Genomic DNA, 23916 nt, shown 5'->3' on the forward strand with positions numbered 1-23916 from the left:
TCCTCCCAACTTAAAGTGCTTTACAATCCGAAGACCTTCTTCACACACGCGGCATGGCTGGATCAGGCTTTCGCCCATTGTCCAATATTCCCCACTGCTGCCTCCCGTAGGAGTCTGGACCGTGTCTCAGTTCCAGTGTGACTGATCATCCTCTCAGACCAGTTACGGATCGTCGCCTTGGTGAGCCATTACCTCACCAACTAGCTAATCCGACCTAGGCTCATCTGATAGCGCAAGGCCCGAAGGTCCCCTGCTTTCTCCCGTAGGACGTATGCGGTATTAGCGTCCGTTTCCGAACGTTATCCCCCACTACCAGGCAGATTCCTAGGCATTACTCACCCGTCCGCCGCTCTCAAGAGAAGCAAGCTTCTCTCTACCGCTCGACTTGCATGTGTTAGGCCTGCCGCCAGCGTTCAATCTGAGCCATGATCAAACTCTTCAGTTCAAACATCTTTGGGTTTTTAAGAAACCCTAAACTTGGCTCAGCAATCGTTGGTTACATCTTTGATTTCTCGCGGAGTAACTTGTGATGCTGATAATCTTGTTGACTATCAGTCTGACTCCACAAGCACCCACACGAATTGCTTGATTCAGTTGTTAAAGAGCGGTTGGTTAAGATCTTTCGTCTCAACCGAGGAGCGCACTCTACAGCACACTTCCCGAAGTAGCAACCTTAAAAGTTTTTAATTTCACTAAGGAAATCAACTACTTAAGCCAGACCAGCAGTGAACTGCTCGTTAGCGGGAGGCAAATAATACAGGATTAAATTAACCGGTCAACCCCCGACTGAAAATTCTTTTCCTTGCCCGGGAGCCTGGGCTGTCGCTCTGCAAACTTCCAAGGTCGCAGAGCACGTTATTGAAAGGATGACGCCGACAACGCCCGCCTCGAACGCCGCCCGGTTGCAGTGGCGCACTGTTTCAAGCTGATATCATTCCAGCATTCACCTGCTGAGTAGCAATCATGAACCGTCGTAAAAAGATCAATCAGCTATTAAAGGCCAACGCAAAGAAGGCCAGTGCCAAATTGGCACCTAAAAGCAAAGATAAATACGTCAGTAAAGCGGACCGCTCGAAACTGGCGGAGGGGGCCGATCAGGACGCCAGCAGTTCCCCAGACAACGAAACTTGATTCAAGGCACTCTATATAGCGGCGTAGCAGTCTGTTCCTCGCCCCTTCTCGCCCAGCGGAGTTCCCATGATCACTGTCCACCACCTCAACAACTCGCGCTCGCAGCGCATTCTCTGGCTGCTCGAAGAGCTCGACCTGCCTTACGAGATCAAGCGTTACCAGCGCGACCCGAAGACCAACCTGGCGCCGCCGGAACTCAAGGCGGTTCATCCGCTGGGCAAGTCCCCGGTAATTGAAGACGGCTCGCGCGTGGTGATCGAGTCCGCCGCGATCATCGATTACCTGATCCGTCGCCACGGTGCGGGCCGCCTGCAACCGGACCCAAGCACCGCCGCTTTTGATGAGTACGTGCAATGGCTGCACTTCGCCGAAGGCTCGGCGATGCTGCCGTTGATGCTCAACCTGTACGTCGGGTTCCTGGGTGACGCTGGCGCGCCGTTGCATCCGCGAATCGAGTCCGAGGTGGCCAATTACCTGGGTTATCTCAACGATGCGCTGGCGCACACGCCGTATCTGGTGGGTGACGAGTTAAGCGGCGCGGATATTCAGATGAGTTTTATCGGCGAAATCGCCAACGCACAGGGCAAGTTGCAGGCGTATCCGAACCTGGCGGCATGGGTGCAGCGGTTCCAGGCGCGACCGGCGTATCGCAAGGCGCTGGAACAGGGTGGGGAGTATGCGTTTGCGAAGTAACGGGCGATGAGGCCTTTCAGCGAGTGCTTGAACCGGCGACCCGCAGGCGCTGAGGTTTAACAGGTACACCGAGGTGATCCTGTCGCAGCCTCGCTGAAGCTCGACAACTCCCACATTTGAACCGGTTTACACCCGGCAGCCCTCTCAACTCAGGCGGAAACGTGCGGTGTTGTCACTCAACGCCCGGCTCCCCTTGCTCAGCGTATCCGCAGCCCGGTTCACCGCCCGCGCGCCATCGAGCAAGCGCCCCGCCGCCTGGTCCACCTGCTGGATATTGCCGCTCACTTCATCCGCCGTCGCCGCCTGCTCTTCCACCGCCGCCGAGATTTGCGCCAGGGTGTCGGTGACGTTCTGCACCGCCCCGGCGATCTCGCCCAGCCGCGTGCCCAGCCCGGTGACGGACTCGGCGTCGGTCAGGGCCTGAGCGCAGGCGGCGCTCATCAGTGTGACCGCCTGGCTGACCGTGGCGCGCAAGCTGTCCACGGTGTCGGCGATTTGTGCGGTGGAGGCCTGGGTGCGTTGCGACAGGCTGCGCACTTCATCTGCGACCACGGCAAAGCCCCGGCCCTGTTCGCCGGCGCGCGCGGCTTCAATGGCGGCGTTAAGTGCCAGCAGGTTGGTTTGCTCGGCAATGCCACGAATGGTGTCGACCACCGACTGAATCTGCTGGCCCTGTTGGCTCACTTGTTCCAGGGCGTTGGCGGTGTCGGTCAGGCGCCGGTTGAGTTGCTGGATGCTGGCCGTGGTGCGCTGGCTGTCGCGGCTGCTGTCTTCGGCGATGCGTCGGGTGTGCTGGGCGCTACCGGAGGCCTGTTCACAGCTTTTGGCGACGCCCATGGAAGTGGCGGCCAATTGCGTAGCCGCTGCAGCGATCTGGCTGATCTGGTGTTGCTGGTCTTCGACATCGGTGAGGGTGCTGCCCGATTGCGAATTGAGCGTGAGCACCGCCGAACCAAGCTGCTGAGTCTCGTGATTGACGCCCAGCAGGCTGGTACGCAGTTGCACCACCGCCACGTTGAGCGCGGCGCTGATCGCAGCCAGTTCATCGCGGCCGTCAACAGCCACTTCCACGCACAGGTTGCCGTCGCGCAGAGACTGGGCCAGCGTGGTGATACCGCTGGCACTGCGACGGATCGAGGCTTGCAGACACATGAACAGGTACAGCGCCGCCAGGGCCAGCAGACTGAAGATGGCCGCGACGGGGATGAATTGCTCCAAGGAACGGTCGTGGTAATGGCTCAGGCGCGCATCCAGCGAGCGGAGCGACTGGTTGCGCAGCGCGCCCAGGCTGCCGAGCATGGTGTCGACACTGCGCTCGAAACCGGCAGGGTCGAGTTTGATGGTGCCGCCGAACACGCCGTCGTCGAGCACTTTAAACTCGCTGTCCAGTTGTTGCAGGCTGTTGTCGTACTGTGCGGTCCAGGGTTCCAGGCCGAGGTATGGCTTGGCCTTGAGCGACGCTGCGGCCTTGACCAACTGGTCTCGCGCATCGCCGATACGGCCGCGCAGGTCGCGCATCTGCAAGCGGCTTTGCAGGGTGAACTGCCCCGAGGCGATGGACGACTGACCAATACTGGCCATGCGGCCGATACGCTCGATCAGGTCCGGCGCGTTCTGGGTGGAAATCTGCATCAGCAGGTAAGTCTCCAGCCAGGGGTCAAGGATCAGGCCGGCGTCGAGGGTGATCTGTTCGCGCAGGGTTTGCATGGCGGTCAGCGCCGAGGTGAAACGATCGTAGCCGTCCGGCCACCAGCCCACGCTGCGCAGGGATTGCACATCCATCCCCTTGACCGTTGCCTGCAACGCGTCGAAGCGCGCCAGGGTTTCGACGCTCGCGCCCTGTTGTCTGAGCGCGTCGCCCAGGGCTTGCAGGCTTTGCAGGATAAGCGGGTTGTTCGCATCCAGCTTGTCCATCGCCGCCTTGGCTGCGGGCGTCGGTTCACGCAGCAGGTCCAGCGCTTTCCAGCGCGACGCGAGGTTGCGCTGGGCAATCAATTGGCCATCTAACGCGTCCAGGGCCAGCAGTTGAGAAACGCCGGACTTTTCGCTGGAAATCACCGCAAGTTTGTCGCGATAGTCCAGCCCGATCATCCAGAGGCTCCCGACCAGGGGCAGCATGAACAGAATGAACAGGATCTGGAATTTGCGGGCGAAGCCGAAACGTCCGAGCAGGCGGATACCGGGTGACAACAGACTGTGCATGGCCGACTACTCCCCAAAACAACCCACGCGAGGCAACGATGAACGAAGCCTTGAAATGAATCACGGCAAAGTGCCATGTCATTGATTGGGAAGGCTCAAGCAAGATACGAGCCGCCGCTAACGAGCCCCCAAATAGGCGGTGCGGCACACAAAAAATCGCGCGCAGCGCTCGAAAATGGGGCGAAAGCACTCAATCAAGGGAACGACCGAGTAGCGAGTGGGTTCGATCAACCCGCTGCAGCTATGAAAAGCCACCTCACGCCAGCAACGCGCAGATCCACTGCACCTGCCGGGCGACCTCTTGCACCTTGGCCTGCGGCACCGCCTGTCGGGCCTGTTCGAAACTGGCCAGGGTTTTCTGCTTTTGCCGCAGCAGGCGCTGCCACTTGGCCAGGAAGGCCGGACTGCGGGCCTGCAACTGCAGCGGGCCGAAGTACAACTCTTCGGCACTGTATGCCACCGGTTCGGCGCGCTCGGCGACGATGATTTCGTAGTAGAAGCGGTTTTCCCGCAACAACTCTTCGACCAGGATGCAGTAACCGTTGTCCATCAGCCATTGGCGCAGCGGTTGCTCGCCGCCGTTGGGTTGCAGGATCAGGCGCTCCTGGCCGGTGAGGTGCATCTTGCCGCGGTCGAGGATATTGCGGATCGTCTCGCCGCCCATGCCGCAGACGCTGATCGCGCTGATCGCGTCGGCAGCCGTGATGGCTGCCAGGCCATCGGCCAGGCGCACGCTGACGTGTTGCTCCAGGCCATTCTCACGCACGGTGCGCTCGGCCGCCTGGAATGGCGTCGCAGCCACCTCCCCCGCCACTGCCGCCGCGATCAGGCCGCGGCGCAGCAACGCCACCGGCAGGTAGCCATGGTCGGAGCCGATATCCGCCAACCGCGCCCCAGCCGGCACATGCGCGGCTACGCGTTCCAGGCGCATGGACAATGTGTGTTCGTTCAACTGCGGTTCCTTCTTCACCACGAGTGTCAGTGCGAAGGCTATTGACGCACAAACTCCACCACCCGCTCCAGCATTCGATCACACGCATCCAGTTGCTGCAGACTGATGAACTCATCCGCCTTGTGCCCCTGTTCCATGCTGCCCGGTCCGCACACCACGGTGGGAATCCCCGCCTGATCGAACAGCCCGCCTTCGCTGCCGAAGGCGACGGTGCCGAAGTCCTGCGAACCGCAAAACTGCGCGACCCACTCAGCCGCCTGGCTTTGCGACGAAGTCGCCAACCCCGGATAGCTGGACAACTCACTGAAGCCGATCGCGCACTGCGCACTCACCGCCTGCATCGCCGGCAGCAGGGTTTGCTCGGCATACAACCGTAACTGGTGCGCCACCTGCCACGGGTCCTGGGTCGGCAGCGAGCGCACTTCGAAATCAAAGCTGCACTGCTGCGGGACGATATTCAGCGCCTTGCCGCCGCTCATCACGCCGGTTTGCACCGTGGCAAACGGCGGATCGAACGCCGCGTTCTGGAGTTGCGGCGCCTTGAGTTCCTCACCGAGCCGCACCAGTTCCCGGATCAAGCAGGCCGCGTATTCGATGGCGTTGACGCCTGACGGCGCATAAGCCGAATGACACGCCGCGCCCTGCACGTCGCAACGCACGGCCAATTTGCCTTTGTGCCCCAGCACCGGCTTGAGCTCGGTGGGCTCGCCGATCACACACAACAACGGCTTGACCGGCTGCGCGTGAAACCTTTCGATCAACGAACGCACACCCAGGCAACCCACCTCTTCGTCATAGGACAGCGCGATATGCACCGGCATACGCAACGACGCCCGCACCAGCGCCGGCACACAGGCCAGCACACAGGCGATATAGCCCTTCATGTCGGCGGTGCCACGCCCGTACAACTTGCCGTCTTTTTCGGTGAGGTCGAACGGCGCCACGCTCCAGCGCTGGCCGTCCACCGGCACCCCATCGGTATGCCCGGACAGCACGATGCCAGGCACATCCGCCGGGCCGATGGTCGCCAGCAGGTTGGCCTTGTTCTTGTGTTCGTTGAACACCAGTTCACAGGCGACGCCGTGGCCCTGCAAATACGTGCGCACGAAGTCGATCAGCGCGAGGTTGGATTCGCGGCTGGTGGTGTCGAAGCGCACCAATTGCGCCAGCAGGTCACGGCTGTGGCTCATCGGTCGTCTCCCGGCACCGCATAGCCCGGCGCGATGTGCGGGTTGAGGGCGCGGTCGAGGTAGTCTTGCAATTGCCCGCGATAGGCCTGCCAGAGCTGATCGAGGGCGCCAATCGGGTCGGCGTCGGCCCAGTCCACGCGCAGATTGACGATGGGCCACAGCAGATCATCGACCACCATCAGGGCCGCCGAATGCACTGGCCCCGCTTCGCCGCCGTGGGCCTGGCCTGCGTGCATCGCGGCGAGCAGCCGGTCGGCCAGATGCCCGGAGGCGTTCTCGAACGCGTCGACCATCGCAGCGATCACATCGGGATTGGCCAGCATGTTCCCGGCCGCCACGCATTGCTCGCCACTCTGCGCGGCATGCATGCCGAGGGTCTGCGCGCCGCTGAAGTGCGCGGTGCGGCCCAGGCGATCGATCACCGTCACCTGCCGATAGTCGCGGTGGTCCTGCCCGGCGAACACCGCCGCCACGGCCTCACTCGGCGCCATGCCCTGCTCCAGCAGGTCGAGAATCTGCGGGCCCAGGCTCGGCAGGGTGATGTTCTGCGACGCCACCGCGCCCACACCGGGGCGCAGCCACGGGCAACGCGCGCCCACGGCGATGCTCGACGAGCTGATAGCGATCCCCAACTGGCCCGTCTCGGCACAGCGGGCGACAACGGAAAAGGTCATAGGGCTTCCTCAGTCGAGCACCGACGCATCGGCGTCGATCATCATTTGCTTCATTTCTTCAAAATGCCGGCGCGAGAAATCGGTGATGCCTTCCCAGCCCCGCGCGGTTTTTTCCGCCACTTCATCGGACAACATCCGCAACGGCTGCCCGGTGGACCACGCCGTGACGAGGATCTGGCAGGCGCGCTCCAGGGTCCAGATATCGTCGAACGCTTCACCGATGGACGAGGCGGTCACCATCACGCCGTGGTTGCCCATCAACAGGCGGCTCTTGCCGTCGAGCAAACCGGCCAGGCGTGCGCCTTCGGCTTCGGTGTCGGCCATGCCGCCGTAGAGTTCGTCCACCGCCACGCGGTTGAAATAGCGCGCGGTGTTCTGGTCGATCGCCGGGATGTGCGGCTTGGCCAGGCACGCCACCGCCGTGGTGTAGACCGGGTGCAGGTGCAACACGGCGCGAGTGTGTGGCAGCAGTCGGTGGATCTGCCCGTGGATCGACCAGGCGGTGGCGTCCACGTTCGGGTGGTCGGCACAGGCGGGGTCGTCGGCGTTCAATAGCAGCAGGTCGCTGGCGCGAATGCGCGAGAAGTGCTTCCACTTCGGGTTGAGCAAAAACTGTTTACCATCGGCCGACACGGCAGCGCTGAAGTGGTTGGCCACCGCTTCGTGCATGCCCAGGTGGGCAACGATGCGAAAGGTCGCCGCCAGGTCGATGCGCGTCTGTTCTTCGAGGGATAACGCCATGGATCGGTCTCCGCAGGGCGCGACCGCAAGACTGCGGCCGCGCAATAGGCTTACTTGGGCATCAGCGCCGCAAGGTCGGCATCGGTAGGCGCCTCAAAGTTGTACTTCTTGAGCAAGGCCGCGTATTCCGGCGTGGCGCGGTACTTCTCCAGGCCGTCGAGCAAGGCCTGCTTGACCGTGTCATTGCCCTTCTTCACGCCGAAGCCGTTCAGCACCGGGTAGATCAAGGCGTCGGACGAAATCACCACGCGGCTGCCCAGTTTGTCGATCACGCCACGGGCCACGGCCGCGTCGGTGATCTGCGCTTCGACCGCATGGGCCAGCAGCGCCTGGGTGGTTTGCGGGTCCGTGCTGTACTCGCTGATCTGGATCGGCTTCAACCCTTTGGCCACGCAGTACTCGGCCGACAGTTTGTTCATCTGCGCCAGCCACGAGGTAGCGCCCATGGAACCGATCTTGTGGCCGCAGAATTCTTCCGGGGTCTTGGGTTGGAAGGTGCTGTCCTTGAGGGTCAGGATCGACTCGCCGCTTTTCAGGTAGGGAATCATGTCGATGACCTTGACCCGCTCGGCGGTGATGTACATCGACGAGTTGGTCACATCGAAACGCCCGGCCTGCAAGCCGGTGATCAGGTTGGGAAAGCGCGTGTCGAGGGTCTCGACCTTGCGTCCCATGACCTTGCCCAGGCCGTCCATGAACTCGATATCGAAGCCCGCCGGCTTGTTGTTATCCATGTATTCATAGGGGAAGAACGTCACATCGGAACCGGCGATGATCTTGCCGTCCTGCTGGAACGCCGAAGCCGCCAACGAGGTCATCGCAACCGCTGCGCCCAGCAGGCACACGGCAAGGGGACGAACACTTTTACGAAACGCTGTCATGGTCAATACCTGCAAGGGAGTTGGGAGGTTAGGCAGTGGCAGAATCTTGTCCGGCCTGTTGCACGAAGAACGACGCGCCACGGGGTTTCTGCGGCAAGCGCAGTTGGTTGTCCGTGGAACGTATCAAGCCACTTTCTTCACCGGCCACCAGCAGGCCGGCATGTGCGCTGGGCAGAGGGTTTTCGCCGAATGGCAGCGCGTCTTCAGCGGCGTAGACGCTGATGAACAGGGTGCGCGGCAGTTCGGTCTCGTTAGGGCTGGAAGCGTGCAGCAAGCGGGTGTGCATGAAGCACACGGAACCGGCCGGGCCGTAGCAGGCGATCGGTTGCCGGCAGTGTTCCGCGACCACTGCGTCGTCCACCGCGCCGGTGAAACGCTGGTTCTGCCAGTGCGACCACAGCGGGCCTTTATGGCTGCCGGGGATCACATTCAGCGGGCCGTTTTGTGGGGTCACTTCGCTGACCATCAGCAAGGCGGTGATGATGTCGTCGTTGCTGTGGGGCGTGAATAAAAAGTCCTGGTGCCACTTCACCTGGGTCGCGGTGTGGGGCAACTTCGAATTGATCTTGCTGTGGTGAAAGCGTGCGCCGCTGGCGCCGATCAACTGCGCGGAAATCGCCGCCATGCGTGAATGCAACGCCACGCGTTCATACACCGGGGAAATCTCGGTGGGCGAGCTGACACGGCGCAGCGACGGGTGATCGGCGCGATGGTCGCCCTCCAGATCGAAGCGTGCGCGGCCATCCACGGTCGTGCCCCAGCCCTGGTCATGGCGGCGACTTTCTTCTACCCATTGGTCGAAGTCGTGCTGCAGCGCGGCCACTTCGTCCATCGACAACACGCCTTCCACCACCAGGTAGCCGTCGCGCTGGAACTGCTCGATTTGATGTTGCTCGATCATTTTGTTTTTCCTGAACGTTAGAGGGTCACGCCAGCGAGACGTCCTTGAGGAACGCCTCCACGCGTGGGTTCTGGCCGCTGCGCAATACCGCAGGCGTGTCGTCGCAGACCACACGCCCCTTCTCCATGAACACGATGCGATCGGAGACCTTGAACGCGAAATTCATCTCGTGGGTGACGATCACCATGGTGATGCCCTCCTCGGCCAAGGCTTCGATGACCTGCAGCACTTCGTTGACTTTCTCCGGGTCGAGCGCCGAAGTGGGCTCGTCGAACAGCATGATCTGCGGGCGCATCATCAGCGCGCGGGCGATGGCCACGCGTTGCTGCTGGCCGCCGGAGAGTTGGTGCGGGTACTTCCAGGCGTGGTCGAGCATGCCGACCTTGTGCAGCAGCGCGTAGGCCTGTTGCTTGAGCTCGTCGGTGCGCCCCAGGCCGTGGTATTTCGGCGCCATCAACAGGTTGTCGAGCACGCTCAAGTGCGGGAACAGATTGAAGCTCTGGAACACCATGCCGATGTTCAGGCGATGCTCGGCGTGTTCGACGTACTGCGGTTTCTGCGCGCCGGTTTTGTTCAGGTGGATGAACGGCTGGCCGTTGATCCTGATCTCGCCGTTGTCCAGTTGCTCCAGGCCGTTGAGCAGGCGAATCAAGGTGGTTTTGCCCGACCCCGACGGCCCGATCACCGACACCACTTCACCGGGCAGGACCTGCAGGTTGACCGAGCCCAGCACCTCGATGTCGTTGTAGGCCTTGTGCAGCCGCGTGGCGTGCAGCGCCGGGGCCACAGTGGTGGCCGGACGTTGCAGCGCAACCCGTTGTTGCGTGGCCAGGGCCAGCACCGCCGCATCGGGAACCCGCGACACATTGCGCTGGTTGACGTCGAGAAAGCGCTCCAGGCGTTTGAGCAGGAAGTCGAACACGGTGACGATAAACACATAGAAGAACGCCACCGCCGCCATGGTTTCGATCACCAGGAAGTTCTGCGAATACAGGCGCTGGCCGACCATCAGGATTTCCGTCAGCGAGATCACCGACACCAGCGAGGTGAGCTTGACGATGGAGATGTATTCGTTGGCCAGGGATGGCAGCGCCACCCGCAATGCCTGGGGGATCACCACGCGCCATTGGGTGCCGAAAAACTTCAAGCCCAACGCCCGCGCCGCCTCGCCTTGACCTTTGGGGATCGAGAGCAGACCGCCGCGATGGATCTCGGCCACATACGCCGTTTCGCAAATCACCAGGGCCAGCAGGCCGGACCAGAACGGGTCGGCCAGAATCGCCGAAGTGCCGGGCAGCGCTTGAGGCAGGTTGTAGATAAAGATCAACAGCACCAACAACGGCAGGCTGCGGAACAGCCAGATATAGCCACGCGCGGGAACGCTGAGCAGCCCATGCCTGGATTGCTTGGCCAGCGCCAGCAGAAAGCCCAGACCGATGCTCAAGACCCAGGTCAGGGTGCTGAGCTTGATCACCGTCCACGTCGCGCGCCAGAACTCGGCATCGCCCAGCAGACCAAACATATAATTCCAGTCGAATGTCATCGTCGCGGTGCCCTGCCCCAAAAGAAGGAAATTGATCTGCGTCAATGAATTCAGAGTCGTGGCGGGAGGCCCTTAGGGTCAATTCGTAAAACCCGGTCCACTGGGTAGGCAGAACCTACGCAGCCCCCCTCCGCCCCCGAAACCACCAAAAATCAATGTGGGAGGGGGCTTGCCCCCGATAGCGGCGCATCAGCCAGCGGATATGTCGCTGACACACCGCAATCGGGGGCAAGCCCCCTCCCACATTGCATAGGCCGCACGCCCTGACCGAAAGGGTGCACGCCTGAACTCACCGCGCCGAACACGCCACCTTTTGGTGCAAATTCAGCTCACACCGCTGAGCGAGCGCACCGCATGCGGGTCAAAAAAGCTCGGCGGAGCCATGCCGGGGATGTACTGGTCAGACACAAACATCCGGCAGCGCTCGGCAAACGCCGACACCACGCGTGACAGTTGAGTGTTGCTCGCCGTGGCGTACCCCAGCTTCATCGGCCGGTGCGTGCCCGCCAGGCGCAGACGGATCACGCGTTTACCGTCCTGGGACAGGTTCGATTTGGGCCGCGCATTCGCGAAGGAATAACCGATCCCGTTGCCGACCATGGCGCGCACCGTTTCGAGGTTGGTGGAGCGCATGATGATGTTCGGCGTGGTGCCCGCCTGCATAAACAGGCTGAGGAAATAGTCGCGGCTCCACGGCGTGTCGAGCAGCACCACCGGGTACGCCTCCAGATCCTGCATGCTGACCGCCGACAGGCTCGCCAGCGGGTGATACTCGCCAACCATCACATACGGCGGCAGGTGCGCCAGGGGTTGGAAGTCGATGTCGGGGCTGGTCACCAGGTCGTAGGTCAGGGCGATGTCCAGCTCGCCGCTGCGCAGTTTTTCCAGCAGTTCCTCGTGGTTGCCCTCGGCCTGAGTCAGGCGCACGCCGGGAAACGCGCGGCCGAAGCCAAACACCAGCTCGGGGGTGATCATCGGCGCCAGCGACTCCAGGCAGCCCACCCGCAACGGCCCGCGCACGGTGTTCAATGACTCCGAGGCGATGGTGTAGAGGTTGCTCATCTGTTCCATGATCTGCTTGGCTTCTTGCATCACCAGACGCCCCACTGCCGTCAGGGAAATGCCCTGGGCGTGATGCCGGATAAACAGCTGGATGCCCAGCTCAGCCTCCATATGAGTGATCGCCGCCGAGATCGACGGCGACGACACATGGATGCGTTCAGCGGCGGCACTGATGCTGCCCGCCTCGCCCGACGCGACAAAATATTCCAGTTGGCGCTGAGTAATACGACTGAGCATCAGGCCTGTACCTCGGTAATGACTGTATGCCCAGCGTGTTGCAGGGTTCATGCCGGGATAGGCGCGGGGCCGGCGCAGGGCGATGACCAGCTCGGGCTTCGGTTTTTCCTAAGCACTACCCCGCACAAATGCTGGTTTCGCCCGGCAACAGGCGATGTGAAGCTGATTGCATCCCGCTTCCGACGAGTCGCCAGCCATGCCCACCCACACCCGCATCCGCATGTTCAACACAAAGCAGACCTACCCCAACCAGGCGCTGGACAACGACCTGTGCCAGGCCGTGCGCGCCGGCAACACTATCTATGTACGCGGCCAGATCGGCACTGATTTCGACGGCAACCTGGTCGGCCTCGGCGACCCGCGCGCGCAAGCCGAACAAGCGATGAAAAACGTCAAGCAACTGCTTGAGGAGGCGGGTTCCGACCTGTCCCATATCGTCAAGACCACCACCTATTTGATCGACCCGCGTTACCGCGAGCCGGTGTATCAGGAGGTCGGCAAATGGCTCAAGGGCGTGTTCCCGATATCTACCGGGCTGGTGATTTCCGGCCTGGGCCAGCCCGAGTGGTTGATGGAGATCGATGTGATCGCCGTGGTGCCGGACGATTGGGCCGTATGAAAGCGGCCGACGCCAACGTCGCGCTGCACGTCGCGAAATAAGCCGGAGAACCCCATGCCCCGCACCGTGTACTTCCTCAATGGCCCCAACGCCAACCTCTACGGGCTGGACAAGCACGGCAGCTACGGCAGCGCCAGCTTCGCCAGCATCGAAGCGTGTTGCCAGGGCCACGCCGCAGAGTTGGGCCTGACCCTGGACTTTCGCCAGAGCAACCATGAAGGCGTGCTGGTGGACTGGATTCAAGAGGCCCGCCTGAACGCCGACGCCATCGTGATCAACGCCGCCGGGCTGAGCTACAGCTCGGTGCCGATCCTCGATGCGCTGCTGGCGTTCGACGGCCCGATCATCGAAGCGCACATGAGCAATATCTGGAAGCGCGAAAGCTTCCGGCATCACTCCTACGTGTCCAAAGCCGCCACCGGCGTGGTCGCCGGGTTGGGCGCGCTGGGTTACCGACTCGCACTCACGGCGGTGGCCGAGCTGCTCAACGAACCGCAGCAGTGAGCAGGCCGATCATCGATCAAATGCGGCTCTGCGGTATTGCAGATAAACCTCTAACTTTTCAGGAAACGCCTATGTCCGTCGAAACAATCAACACCCTGGTAGTCGGCGCAGGCCAGGCCGGCGTCGCCATGAGCGAGCACCTGTCGCTGATGGGCGTGCCGCATATCGTGCTGGAGCGCAGCCGCATCGCCGAGCGCTGGCGTTCGGAGCGCTGGGACTCGCTCGTCGCCAACGGCCCGGCCTGGCACGACCGCTTCCCCGGCCTGAAATTCGAGGGCATTTCCCCCGAAGCCTTCCCGCCCAAGGAGCGCATGGCCGACTACTTCCAAGCCTATGTCGAGATGCTCAACGCCCCGGTGCGCACCGGCGTCGAAGTGCAGCAAGTGGAGCGCCATGTCGGTCGCCCCGGCTTCAAGGTGACTACCTCGGCGGGCGTGATCGAGGCCGCTAACGTGGTGGCCGCCACCGGCCCGTTCCAACGCCCCTCGATCCCGGACATCGTGCCCGCCACCGCGCCGCTGCATCAGTTGCATTCCTGCGCCTACAAGAACCCCGGCCAACTGCCCGAAGGCGCCGTGCTGGTGGTCGGCGCCGGTGCTTCCGGCTCGCAGATCGCCGAAGAACTGCAAAAGGCCGGCAAAACCGTGTACCTCTCGGTCGGCGAACACTACCGCCCTCCCCGCGCCTACCGCGGCCGCGACTACTGCTGGTGGCTCGGCGCCCTGGGCCTGTGGGATGAAGTCAAAATCCAGCCGAAGAAAAAACACGTGGCCTTTGCCGTCAGCGGCTACGAAGGCGGCAAGACCGTCGACTTCCGCCGCCTCGCGCATCAAGGGATCAACCTGGTGGGCGTCACCGAACAGTGGAACGCAGGCGTCATGACCTTCGCCCCTGGCCTGGCCGCCAACGTGGCAGAGGGGGATCGAGCGTACTTCGAGGTACTGCGCGACGCCGATGCCTATATCGAGGCAAACGGCTTGCCGTTCCCCGAAGAACCGCAAGCCTGGGAACTGCTGCCCGACCCGCAATGCCTGCTGGACCCGATCCTCAGCCTGAACCTGGCCGAAGCCGGCGTGACCACGATTCTGTGGGCCACCGGGTTCAAGTTCGACTTCAACTGGTTGAAGGTCGATGCGTTCGACGAGAACGGCGAACCGTTCCACAAACGCGGGATTTCGGCACAGAGCGGGATCTACTTCCTGGGCCTGCCGAATCTGGTGAACCGGGCGTCGTCGTTTATCTATGGGGTTTGGCATGATGCGAAGTACGTGGCAGATCACATCGTGTTGCAGAACGAGTACATGGCGTATGGCAAGGCTTAGCGCCTTGCTCCCAGCAGCCTTCCAACGACCGATCCGCTACAATCGCCGCTTTGGACATTCGCCAAGGAGGCAGCCATGAGCGTTCGTGGTCAAGATCGACAGATCGACAATATTGAATTCAATGTCAGCGACATTGCCCGCAGCAAAACTTTCTACGGCCACGCGTTCGGATGGACGTTCGTCGACTACGGCCCGACCTATACCGAATTCAGCGATGGCCGGCTGACGGGTGGCTTCACCACGGGGGAGCCGGTGCGGCCGGGCGGTCCTTTAGTCATCTTGTATGCGGACAATCTCGAGGACGCGCAGCGGCGGCTCAAGGCTGTGGGCGCGGTGATCTCCCGCGAAACCTTTTCGTTCCCCGGTGGAAGCAGGTTCCACTTCATTGATCCTGACGGCTATGAACTGGCCGTTTGGACAGCGCAACAGTAAAGACTGAGCTTTTATCGATTGAGCGAGCGCATGGTTTTATACATGCGCAAACTGTCCTTCCCCACTTTTATGCTGTTTCTGTGCTTGCAGGGTTGTGCAGAGATACCCACCCGTTCGGATGTAAATGCCGGATTGGCCCCCTGCACCTCGTCGTCGCCCCGATTCTCCTCCTCCAGTCTCCGCCACATCGGCCGATAACCTTATTAGCCGCAAGCCTATTGCATGCGTCCACTCACTGGATCGAGCCCGTCGCCATGAATCCACTCAACTTCCTAAAAAAAGCCCGGGCCGATCGTCAAGGCACCGCCACCCTCACCTGCACCGCCAATGAGCTGGAGTCTTCATTGGCTAACCTGCGCATCGCGCCGGTGCTGATCACCGGTTTCATCTCCCCTCACTTGGACATCGACCAGGTCGCCGCCAAGCTCAAGCGCCGCTTCCCGCAAACCAGCATCAGCCTGTGTACCTCCGCCGGCGAGTTGTGCAACGCGGCGAATTCGCTGTATTGCACCACCGGCGAGCGCTGGGACCGGATTGTGCTGCAGCTGTTTGACGACAGCCTGATCGCCTCCGCCGAAGTGGTGATGGTGCCGCTGGAGTGTGAAGACATCCGCAGCGGCGGCAAGCGCATGGGCATGAAGGAGCGGATTGCCAAGCTGACGAGCAATATCAAGCGCGTGCAGGCGCACACACTGATCGACCATCGCGACACGCTGGCCTACGTGGTGTTCGACGGGTTATCGGCGTCGGAGTCGTTTTTCATGGAGGCGCTGTATGAATCGGGGCGTTTCCCCTGCCTGTTTGTCGGCGGGTCGGCCGGGGGCAAGCTGGATTTCCAGAAAACGCTGATCCATGACGGCCAGCGCAGTTACCAGAACCACGCACAAATCGTGTTCCTGAAGACCGCCGCGAATGTGCGTTTTGGCGTATTTAAAAGCCAGAACTTCAAACCGGCTGATTTGACCTTCAACGTGCTGACCGCCTCCGAAGAGGACCGCACGATTGACCAGGTGATCGACAGCGCGGGCAATATCAAGAGCATGGTGCAGGCGCTGTGTGACGCCTTCAATTGCGCGCCCCAGGCGCTGGAGTCGAAGTTGGCGGATTATTCGTTCGCCATCCGCGTGGGCAATGAGTTGTTCGTGCGCTCCATCGCACGGATCGACTATGAACACCAGATCGTCCAACTGTATTGCGACGTGGCACCCGGCGAGGAGTTGGTGATGGTCCGGCGCACGCCGTTGCGTGAGGCCACCCGCGTGGACTACGAGCAGTTTCTGCGCGGCAAGGGCGGGCAGCCGGTGGCGGGCATTCTCAATGACTGCATTTTGCGCAGGCTGAACAACGCCACCGAATTGGGCAGCATGGCCGGGACGTTTGGCGATGTGCCGCTGGCAGGGATGTCGACCTTTGGGGAAATCCTGGGCTTGAACCTGAACCAGACGCTGACCGCAATTTTCTTCTTTCGGGTGGCCAAGGGCGCCAGCTTCAGCGACGAGTACGCGGACAATTTCATTGCGCACTACGGCGAGTTCAAAGCCTTCTTCCTACGCCGCCAGGTGAATAAACTGGCGGGATTGAACCATGTAGTGGTCAAGCAGATTGCGGCGTTCAAAAACAATGACTTCAGCGGCGCCCTGAATACCCGCGGGCTGGACAGCAATATTTTGCCGGTGTTCGAGGGCCTGGCGGACCTGGGCCAAGTGTTGGCCCAGGCCGAACGTCAACACGCGGAAATCTCCTCGCAGATCAAGCATTACTCCGGCGAGTTGCACGCCTCGATGGACGAACTGGTTGGCACCATCGACCAGCAGAACACCGTGTCTGCGAAGGCCGGGGCGACGGTCGAGGGCTTGTCCAGCCAGGCCGATGATGCCGTGGTCGGTGCGCGGACCCTGGCCGGTTCGAGTTTGCGCATCCAGTCGATTGTGCAGGTGATTCAACAAATCGCCGGCCAGACCAACCTGCTGGCGCTCAACGCGGCGATCGAAGCCGCGCGCGCTGGCGACCTGGGCCGGGGTTTTGCGGTGGTGGCGGACGAGGTGCGCAAGCTGGCGGAAATCACCCGCAAGAATGCCGCAGAAATCGGCGTGGATATCGACCTGTTATCCGGCGAAATCCAGCGTGTTGCCCAGCAGATTGAAGACCAGTCCAGCGGCGTCGGTGCCTTGCGCGAAATGCTCGATGCACTGGAGGCGTCAAGCCGTGCGACAGAGGGGACTGCGCAACGGACCAAGACGATTGCGGATACGCTGACTGGGCTTACGCATGCGTAGACCCCCATGGGGTCTACCTCGGATGCTCAACTAGCTTGAACAGATTGCTCAGCCGGATCGGGCGCGTGTTGGAAGAGGTTTGATTACGAGGCCATCGAGTATAAACCGAGGGGGCCGGCCTTCAGGGGAATCGGCGCCCGGAGTGAAATATTGCATAGGGGGGCCAGGTATGTGATGCTCCGCACCTCATAGGTAGGGGGGGTATATTGTGAGCCATATAGCGGCAAACAAAGACAGTCTGATCAAGCGTGTCAAACGCATTGCCGGTCAGATTCAAGCGGTGGAAAGAGCACTGGAATCGGACAGCGATTGCGCCAAGACCCTGCACCTGGTCGCCGCCACACGCGGCGCCATCAACGGTTTGATGGAAGAAATCATCGAAGAACATGCCAGGGCGCATGTGGCGGACCCATCCCTCAGCGAGGAAGAACGTAACCAGGGCGTAGAAGAGCTGCTTGAAGCCATTCGGCGGTACTCGAAATGAGCCTCGATCACGCGCACGGTCACACCCACGAGCATGTCTTCCTCGGCGCGGCCCACGAAGAAAACGCCAAGCGCACCTTATGGGTGGTGATGCTGACGGTAGTGATGATGGTCGCGGAAATCGCCGCCGGCGCCCTGACCGGTTCGATGGCCCTGCTGGCCGACGGTTTTCATATGGCCACCCATGCGGGTGCGTTGGGCATCGCCGCTGCGGCCTATGCCTATGCCCGGCGCCATGCGTCCAGCCCGCGCTTCAGCTTCGGTACCGGCAAGGTCGGCGATCTGGGCGGCTTTGCCTCGGCGCTGATCCTGGCGCTGGTGTCTCTGGGCATTGGCATCGAGTCGATCATGCGCCTGCTGCAGCCGACCGAGGTGCAGTTCGGCACGGCGACGCTGATTGCCGTGGTGGGACTGGTGGTCAATATCGTCAGTGCGCTGTTGCTCGGCCACGGTCATAGCCACGGGCATGACCACGAGCACGAACATGGCCATGGCCACGATAACAACCTGAGATCCGCCTACGTGCATGTGCTCGCCGACGCGCTGACCTCGGTGCTGGCGATTGCTGCGTTGCTGGCGGGGCGGTATCTGGGTTGGGTCTGGCTGGACCCGGCGATGGGCATCGTCGGCGCCATCGTGATTGCACGCTGGGCCTGGAGCCTGATGGGCGTGACCGCCGGCGTCCTGCTCGATCAGACCGACGTGCATGTTGCCGCAGAGATCCGAGAACTGGTGGAACAAGCGGGCGACGCGACGATTACCGACTTGCACGTCTGGCAGGTAGGGCCAGGTGTGCATGCGGCAATCGTGAGCGTCGTCGGCCACGCCACAGCGGATGCCGACAGCATTCGCGAGCGCCTCAAACCGGTGCATGAAGTAAGTCACCTCACCGTCGAGTTTCGCACGCTCGGTGCGGCGTAGCGGCGACGCTGGGCGACTCACACGCCTTACGTGCGCCCTACTGACCCGGAGACCGGAAGATTACCGAGCAACTTCAGCCCGGTACTCTTCACGAACGCGTCATAGTCCATCGGCCGCTGGATGCGCGGGTCGGGGTAGAACAGGTTGGTGCGTTCCTCGCCCTTGGCATCCTGCAATTGCGCGGCGTTCAGACGCTCGACCACCACCAGCGGCGTCTTGCTGGTCTGCGAATAGAGCACTGCAAAATTGTCGGAGCACAGGGCCAGGGGGCGCATACCTGCAGGCACGGTGGCGGTGTTGATGGGTTTCGCGGCGGGGAAAAGATCGGCACAGCCATCAAAGGACGCGCGTTGCTCGGTGGCGGTATAGAGGTTGGGCAGACTGCGGGCGTGGGCCACGGTCGAGAGCAAAACAAGGGCCGACAACCCGACGGCAAGGTTGCGTAAGTGCATGCTTTAGATCTTTTTGGTAAGGGTAAATCGATGACCACCGACGGTGGTGCGGGGGCTGTTGATCCTGAAAAGCCTGGTTAGTGCCACACGGCGGCCCCTGCTCTATGCTTGGGCCGCGAGTTGCAGCCCACCTGCACAGACAATTGCGCTCAATGGACGGCAAAAATCAGCGTTTGATTGATATGACCACATTGGCGATTCTGAACATCGGGCTAAACTCCAATACCCAGTCATGCTCCGCAAGGGAGTCAGCGTGCCATGCAGTCCACCCTCAAACTGCTCGATCAACCCACCCGATATATGTTCTTCACCGGCAAGGGCGGCGTCGGCAAAACGTCGGTCTCCACCGCGGTGTCAATCGCACTGGCTGACGCAGGCAAGAAAGTACTGCTGGTCAGCACAGACGCCGCCTCGAACCTTGATGAGATGCTCGGCGTTGAGTTAAGCAATCAACCTGTCGCGGTGCCGCACGTGCCTGGAATGTTCGTGCTCAATATCGACCCGGGGACCGCAGCCATTGACTATCGGGCGCGGGTGGTCGAACAAATGGGCGATCAGGCCAGCGATGAAGACATTGCCCTGGTGCGCGAGCAACTCTCAGGGGCATGCACGACCGAAATCGCAACCTTCGATGAGTTCTCGCACCTGCTGTCGCAGAGCAGCGCGGCCTACGAGCACATCGTGTTCGATACCGCGCCCACGGGGCACACGCTCAGACTGTTGAGCCTGCCAAAAGCGTGGAGCGGCTTTTTGAAGGGCAATGATCGTGGTGCGTCATGCCTGGGGCCGCACTCAGGCTTGAAAATGCAGGAGCAGCTATTCAATCAGGCATTGGCGGCGCTCAACGATCCAGCCTTGACCACTGTTGTACTGGTGACCCGCCCTGATAAAGGCGCACTCGGCGAGGCGGCACGCTCCAGCGATGAGCTGCGTGAATTGGGCCTGAAAAACCAGCGCATGGTGGTGAATGCGGTGTTTAAACGCAGCAATTTGCATGACCCGATCGCAGCAGCGATCGAGGCCGTAGGCCAACAGGCGCTCGACGAGATGCCCGCGTCGCTGCGCCAGCTTTCAGCCGACTACATCCCACTCAAGGCAGTCGATTCCGTGGGCCTGCCCGCACTTCGCGCACTGCTGACCCCGGAGCTTGCTCGCCCTGCCAGCACTGCAACCCCGGCACCGGCACGCCTGGAATATCACGCACTCTCGGAATTGATCGCCGAGCTAGCCCACGACCAGCACGGCTTGATCATGGTCATGGGCAAAGGCGGTGTTGGCAAAACCACCATTGCCGCCGCCATCGCGTTGGGCCTCGTGCAGCATGGCAAGTCCGTACACCTGAGTACGACAGACCCTGCCGCACATCTGGCGGTAACCCTCAACGCCGAGGTGCAGGGGCTCAGCGTTGGCCGCATCGACCCTAAGGTCGAGACCCAAAAATACGTGGACAAGATCGTCGCTTCCCGCGCGCCAGGCCTGACGGCAGACGAAATAGCCTTGCTCATCGAGGATCTGCGATCCCCCTGCACCGAAGAGGTCGCGGTGTTCCACGCATTCTCCCGCGTGGTTGCTCAAGCCAAAAGCGCATTCGTGGTATTGGACACCGCCCCCACCGGGCACTCCCTGCTACTGATGGACGCCACAGGCGCCTATCACCGCCAGATGGTTCGCGAATTCAAAGGCAAAGCCTCGGACCACATCGTCACGCCACTGATGCGCCTGCAAGATGCGGACTACACCAAAATCATTCTCGTGACGCTGCCCGAAGCCACACCGGTGTCTCAGGCGGCGGCGCTGCAGGATGACTTGCGCAGGGCCAACATCGAACCGTTTGCCTGGGTGGTCAATAAGTCGCTACTGGCCACCGATACGATAGACCCGCTGCTGCGAGCGCGCCTGGATAGCGAGCGCAAACAAATGGCGAGGGTGGCCGACGAAACCCAGCACGCCGTCATCGTGGTGCCCTGGACGGCGGAGCCGCCGGTTGGCGTCGCCGGGTTGAAGCGCCTGCTGGACTGAAGCGATACGCGGCGAACTCATGCTGTGCGCCTGGATTGCTGGAGCAAATCCCAAACCCCAAAAAGCCTGCATCGCGGCAGGCTTTTCTCTGTCTGGCACGCCCCGGACTCGAATAGAGAAACAAGCATCCGTTTTGCAATGAGACCCTGCTGATTTATATCCCTACGATTATCCCAATCAAGTTCGTACTTTATGCGAATTCTTCGATGTTCCATCAGCACGGCAGCAGCAAGACGTAGGCCTGTCTGTACTGGGTTTATCAGAACCGTATTTATCGCCAGACAGCCTTCAGACCCGCTCTCAGCGTTGATACAAAGCTTTTCAATGACGGATCTTTCTCGGCGTGCTGCTTAAGCCTGCCGATGAAAATCCACTCATATTCCGCCCAAAAAATTCGAATCGTTTTGGGTGATTTGCAGTCGAATACAACTTGATAAATTCTTGTTTCTCGCTGCTGAACGACGACGCATTGCTCAAGGCAAACCAACACTCGTTGCCCTGGCTCCAGGGTCGGAGCATTCAGCGGAAGGCGCTTCTCAATTGCTGTTTTCCGCATGATGACTGCCGTCCTTAAAATTCAAAAACCTTACGCGTTGCATCAAAAGCAAGGGAGTCCGCTGCGCCGAGGCACTCATCTGGAGCCTTTGCGCATGACGCCCTACGGGGCGTTCAACAATCACGCAAAACCGGCCGCACGGTCGTGCACCTGCAAAGCCACGCCTTGGGCGGACCTACTCGGCGCCGCGTGGCTCAGGTGCTTCGACAATCCTGCTCATGACTAGCCTCAAGCGACTCATATGTGCATAATATTATCATGTAATGATAATAGAAAGGCAATCGACTCGCCCCTGCTTCAGGCAGGGGCGAGGTCTTTTAATCAATTGCGGGGTGGCAAATACATGCATGAGAACAGCAATACGTGAGCGCTTGGAGACCCGTATGAAACGTGAGGACGTAAAAACCAAATACGCTGAAGGCATTCAGTTTGATACCCATTTGATTGCCAACCCGGCCAATACCCAGGAGTGGATCGTCTTCTTTAAAAAGGATGCAGGAAGAAGCTTCTTCCTAGTCAATGACAACGAAGAAATCGAACCCTTTCGGTACCTTGATGATTTGATTCATGAACTGCGAGAAATCGGTATCAAGGTTGCTGAAATTCACTTTTGAATTGTTTTCCTTGGAGTGTCGTCATGTCCGTCAAAATCGAGCAGCTATCTAGCCAGAGTGAACATCGGTGGTCTGTGTGCATTGGAGCCAGGCGCATTCAATTTCGCAATGAACAGGGCGCAAAAGATTACGCAGAAAAGCTAAAAGAGCGTATTGAAGCCCCGCACTCATTCCCTCGCGCATGGTCGTCCGCCGACAAGCGCGATAGCAGCGAACAATAATATTTAATGAATTTCTATTAACGCTAACATTACGACAACACAGTATTGCTACTTCCGTAGCGCGCCGTGGAGCTTCTGCTCTCGACCCAGTGGCCGCATGGGGTTCTGGGTAGGTCAGCGTGGAACACACGCAGAAAATCGCCAGCTCGTAGTGAGCTGGCGAATCGGACGACGCGCGTGTTTCCTGATGCGCTATTTAGCCGCGCACGTAGGCCACCAAAGCGTCAGCGAAGGACTCAGTGGTACCGGCTCCGCCCATATCGGGTGTCACTTGATCACGGGAGTTTTCCAGAACAGCGCGGATAGCGGTACGCACGCGTGTCCCCTTGTCCACCATGCCCAGGTAATCAAGCATGTCTGCGGCAGCCAACAACAATGCACATGGGTTCGCGATGTTCTTGCCGGCGATGTCCGGCGCCGAGCCATGGACCGCTTCGAAGATGGCCGCATCGGCGCCGATGTTGGACCCCGGCGCCAAGCCCAAGCCACCGACCAGGCCAGCGCACAAGTCTGAAAGGATGTCGCCAAACAGGTTGGTGGTGACGATGACATCAAATTGATGGGGGTTCATCACCAACTGCATACAGGCGTTGTCGACGATCATCTCGTGGAATTCGATTTCCGGATAATCCGCAGCAACTTCACGCGCCACATCAAGGAACAACCCGGAGCAAGACTTGATGATGTTGGCCTTGTGCACCGCAGTCACTTTTTTACGGCCTTTGCTACGAGCCAGCTCGAACGCGTACCGCACGATGCGTTCAGAGGCTGTGCGCGTGACGCGAATGCTCGCCAGAGCAACTTCACCGTCCTCCGAAATACTCTGCCCTTCTGGCAGGTACGCCCCTTCGGTATTTTCGCGCACCGTGATGATATCGATATCTTCGAAGCGTGAACGAGTGCCAGGGAAACTGATCGCTGGCCGGACGTTGGCGTAGAGATCGAAGTGGCGGCGAAGGTGAACGTTGATCGAGGAGAAGCCGCGGCCAATCGGCGTGGTCAGAGGGCCTTTGAGTGCGACACCGTGTTTGGCGATCGTCTCGATGGACACGGGCGGCATCAGTTGCCCATGCTGCTGCAAGGCCTCCAAACCGGCCTCAACGAAGTCATACTGAAGATTGCAGTCAAGGGCATCGAGTACGCGTAGCGTCGCTTGCATGATCTCAGGGCCGATGCCGTCACCCTTGATGATTGCGATGGTTTTGCTCATGGTCTCTTCCTTAACAGCGCTTTGTCAGCCTGCTGTTTTGATGGGGGCATTGAGACTGGTGTCACGAGTCTGCTGATAGG

General features: G+C 60.7%; 24 protein-coding genes and 1 rRNA gene (1 of these 25 only partly in view). 12 read left to right on the forward strand and 13 right to left on the reverse strand.

Features of this window, described 5'->3' with window-relative positions; genetic code table 11:
- A 16S ribosomal RNA gene (locus J2Y83_RS19415) occupies positions 1-445 on the reverse strand; it reaches 1092 nt to the left of the window's first position.
- A 518-nt stretch (positions 446-963) separates the two neighbouring features.
- On the opposite strand from J2Y83_RS19415, the gene J2Y83_RS19420 reads away from it, so the two are divergent.
- Positions 964-1131, forward strand: a complete 168-nt coding sequence (locus tag J2Y83_RS19420; protein WP_253397568.1) for a DUF2986 domain-containing protein — start codon at positions 964-966, stop codon at positions 1129-1131.
- A 66-nt stretch (positions 1132-1197) separates the two neighbouring features.
- Complete coding sequence (locus tag J2Y83_RS19425; protein ID WP_253397569.1) at positions 1198-1824, forward strand: glutathione S-transferase family protein; 627 nt, start codon at positions 1198-1200, stop codon at positions 1822-1824.
- A gap of 144 nt (positions 1825-1968) precedes the next feature.
- Here the strand turns inward: J2Y83_RS19425 and J2Y83_RS19430 are convergent, their stop codons facing one another.
- The 9 genes from J2Y83_RS19430 to J2Y83_RS19470 form a co-directional block, all read right to left on the reverse strand.
- Positions 1969-4026 carry a methyl-accepting chemotaxis protein gene (locus tag J2Y83_RS19430; RefSeq protein WP_253397570.1) on the reverse strand — a complete coding sequence of 686 codons (2058 nt, stop codon included), beginning with the start codon at positions 4024-4026 and terminating at the stop codon, positions 1969-1971.
- 256 nt (positions 4027-4282) lie between these two features.
- A complete protein-coding gene (locus J2Y83_RS19435) occupies positions 4283-4978 on the reverse strand; it encodes a tRNA (adenine(22)-N(1))-methyltransferase (RefSeq protein WP_253397571.1) in 696 nt (231 codons plus the stop codon).
- Between the two features lie 38 nt (positions 4979-5016).
- Positions 5017-6168, reverse strand: coding sequence for an acetylornithine deacetylase (gene argE, locus J2Y83_RS19440; protein ID WP_253397572.1), 1152 nt, complete (start codon positions 6166-6168; stop codon positions 5017-5019).
- Complete coding sequence (locus J2Y83_RS19445) at positions 6165-6842, reverse strand: DUF1028 domain-containing protein (RefSeq protein ID WP_253397573.1); 678 nt, start codon at positions 6840-6842, stop codon at positions 6165-6167. Before J2Y83_RS19445 ends, argE begins: the two co-directional genes overlap by 4 nt.
- A 9-nt stretch (positions 6843-6851) precedes the next feature.
- Complete coding sequence (locus J2Y83_RS19450; RefSeq protein ID WP_253397574.1) at positions 6852-7583, reverse strand: class II aldolase and adducin N-terminal domain-containing protein; 732 nt, start codon at positions 7581-7583, stop codon at positions 6852-6854.
- Between the two features lie 50 nt (positions 7584-7633).
- Positions 7634-8464 (reverse strand): ABC transporter substrate-binding protein, encoded by an 831-nt coding sequence (locus J2Y83_RS19455; protein ID WP_198717613.1) that lies wholly within the window; start codon positions 8462-8464, stop codon positions 7634-7636.
- A 28-nt stretch (positions 8465-8492) separates the two neighbouring features.
- Complete coding sequence (locus J2Y83_RS19460) at positions 8493-9365, reverse strand: phytanoyl-CoA dioxygenase family protein (protein WP_253397575.1); 873 nt, start codon at positions 9363-9365, stop codon at positions 8493-8495.
- 25 nt (positions 9366-9390) lie between these two features.
- Entirely contained in the window at positions 9391-10908 is a 1518-nt protein-coding gene (locus tag J2Y83_RS19465) for an amino acid ABC transporter permease/ATP-binding protein (protein WP_253397577.1), read from the reverse strand.
- Positions 10909-11232: 324 nt separating this feature from the next.
- Positions 11233-12207, reverse strand: a complete 975-nt coding sequence (locus J2Y83_RS19470) for a LysR family transcriptional regulator (protein WP_253397579.1) — start codon at positions 12205-12207, stop codon at positions 11233-11235.
- A 196-nt stretch (positions 12208-12403) separates the two neighbouring features.
- Between J2Y83_RS19470 and J2Y83_RS19475 the strand changes: the two genes are divergently transcribed.
- The 7 genes from J2Y83_RS19475 to dmeF all read left to right on the forward strand — a co-directional run bounded on the left by J2Y83_RS19475 (position 12404) and on the right by dmeF (position 18764).
- Entirely contained in the window at positions 12404-12826 is a 423-nt protein-coding gene (locus tag J2Y83_RS19475) for a RidA family protein (RefSeq protein ID WP_253397581.1), read from the forward strand.
- Positions 12827-12880: 54 nt separating this feature from the next.
- Positions 12881-13330, forward strand: coding sequence for a type II 3-dehydroquinate dehydratase (locus J2Y83_RS19480; RefSeq protein ID WP_253397583.1), 450 nt, complete (start codon positions 12881-12883; stop codon positions 13328-13330).
- Between the two features lie 71 nt (positions 13331-13401).
- A complete protein-coding gene (locus tag J2Y83_RS19485; protein ID WP_253397585.1) occupies positions 13402-14652 on the forward strand; it encodes a flavin-containing monooxygenase in 1251 nt (416 codons plus the stop codon).
- Positions 14653-14727: 75 nt separating this feature from the next.
- Complete coding sequence (locus tag J2Y83_RS19490) at positions 14728-15084, forward strand: VOC family protein (protein ID WP_198717608.1); 357 nt, start codon at positions 14728-14730, stop codon at positions 15082-15084.
- Between the two features lie 254 nt (positions 15085-15338).
- Positions 15339-17360 (forward strand): FIST N-terminal domain-containing protein, encoded by a 2022-nt coding sequence (locus tag J2Y83_RS19495; RefSeq protein ID WP_253397587.1) that lies wholly within the window; start codon positions 15339-15341, stop codon positions 17358-17360.
- A 208-nt stretch (positions 17361-17568) separates the two neighbouring features.
- A complete protein-coding gene (locus tag J2Y83_RS19500; RefSeq protein ID WP_017849380.1) occupies positions 17569-17844 on the forward strand; it encodes a metal/formaldehyde-sensitive transcriptional repressor in 276 nt (91 codons plus the stop codon).
- The gene (gene dmeF / locus J2Y83_RS19505) at positions 17841-18764 is read left to right on the forward strand and encodes a CDF family Co(II)/Ni(II) efflux transporter DmeF (protein WP_253397589.1); all 924 of its coding nucleotides are present in this window, start codon (positions 17841-17843) and stop codon (positions 18762-18764) included. Before J2Y83_RS19500 ends, dmeF begins: the two co-directional genes overlap by 4 nt.
- Before the next feature lie 26 nt (positions 18765-18790).
- On the opposite strand, the gene J2Y83_RS19510 is transcribed toward dmeF, so the two are convergent.
- Positions 18791-19216: a DNA/RNA non-specific endonuclease gene (locus J2Y83_RS19510; protein WP_253397591.1), complete on the reverse strand. Its 426-nt coding sequence runs from the start codon at positions 19214-19216 to the stop codon at positions 18791-18793.
- 258 nt (positions 19217-19474) lie between these two features.
- Between J2Y83_RS19510 and arsA the strand changes: the two genes are divergently transcribed.
- The gene (gene arsA, locus J2Y83_RS19515; protein ID WP_253397593.1) at positions 19475-21235 is read left to right on the forward strand and encodes an arsenical pump-driving ATPase; all 1761 of its coding nucleotides are present in this window, start codon (positions 19475-19477) and stop codon (positions 21233-21235) included.
- 271 nt (positions 21236-21506) lie between these two features.
- Here arsA and J2Y83_RS19520 read toward each other — a convergent pair whose 3' ends face one another.
- The gene (locus J2Y83_RS19520; RefSeq protein ID WP_198717603.1) at positions 21507-21791 is read right to left on the reverse strand and encodes a hypothetical protein; all 285 of its coding nucleotides are present in this window, start codon (positions 21789-21791) and stop codon (positions 21507-21509) included.
- Between the two features lie 383 nt (positions 21792-22174).
- Between J2Y83_RS19520 and J2Y83_RS19525 the strand changes: the two genes are divergently transcribed.
- Both J2Y83_RS19525 and J2Y83_RS19530 read left to right on the forward strand, forming a co-directional pair.
- On the forward strand, positions 22175-22405 hold the full coding sequence (locus J2Y83_RS19525) for a hypothetical protein (protein ID WP_017845892.1): 231 nt from the start codon (positions 22175-22177) through the stop codon (positions 22403-22405).
- Positions 22406-22428: 23 nt separating this feature from the next.
- A complete protein-coding gene (locus J2Y83_RS19530) occupies positions 22429-22626 on the forward strand; it encodes a hypothetical protein (protein WP_198717602.1) in 198 nt (65 codons plus the stop codon).
- 196 nt (positions 22627-22822) lie between these two features.
- Here J2Y83_RS19530 and J2Y83_RS19535 read toward each other — a convergent pair whose 3' ends face one another.
- A complete protein-coding gene (locus J2Y83_RS19535; protein WP_198717601.1) occupies positions 22823-23836 on the reverse strand; it encodes an isocitrate dehydrogenase in 1014 nt (337 codons plus the stop codon).
- Positions 23837-23916: the final 80 nt, after the last annotated feature.

Origin of the sequence: Pseudomonas marginalis (assembly GCF_024169655.1) — a bacterium.
GTDB lineage: Bacteria > Pseudomonadota > Gammaproteobacteria > Pseudomonadales > Pseudomonadaceae > Aquipseudomonas > Aquipseudomonas paraveronii.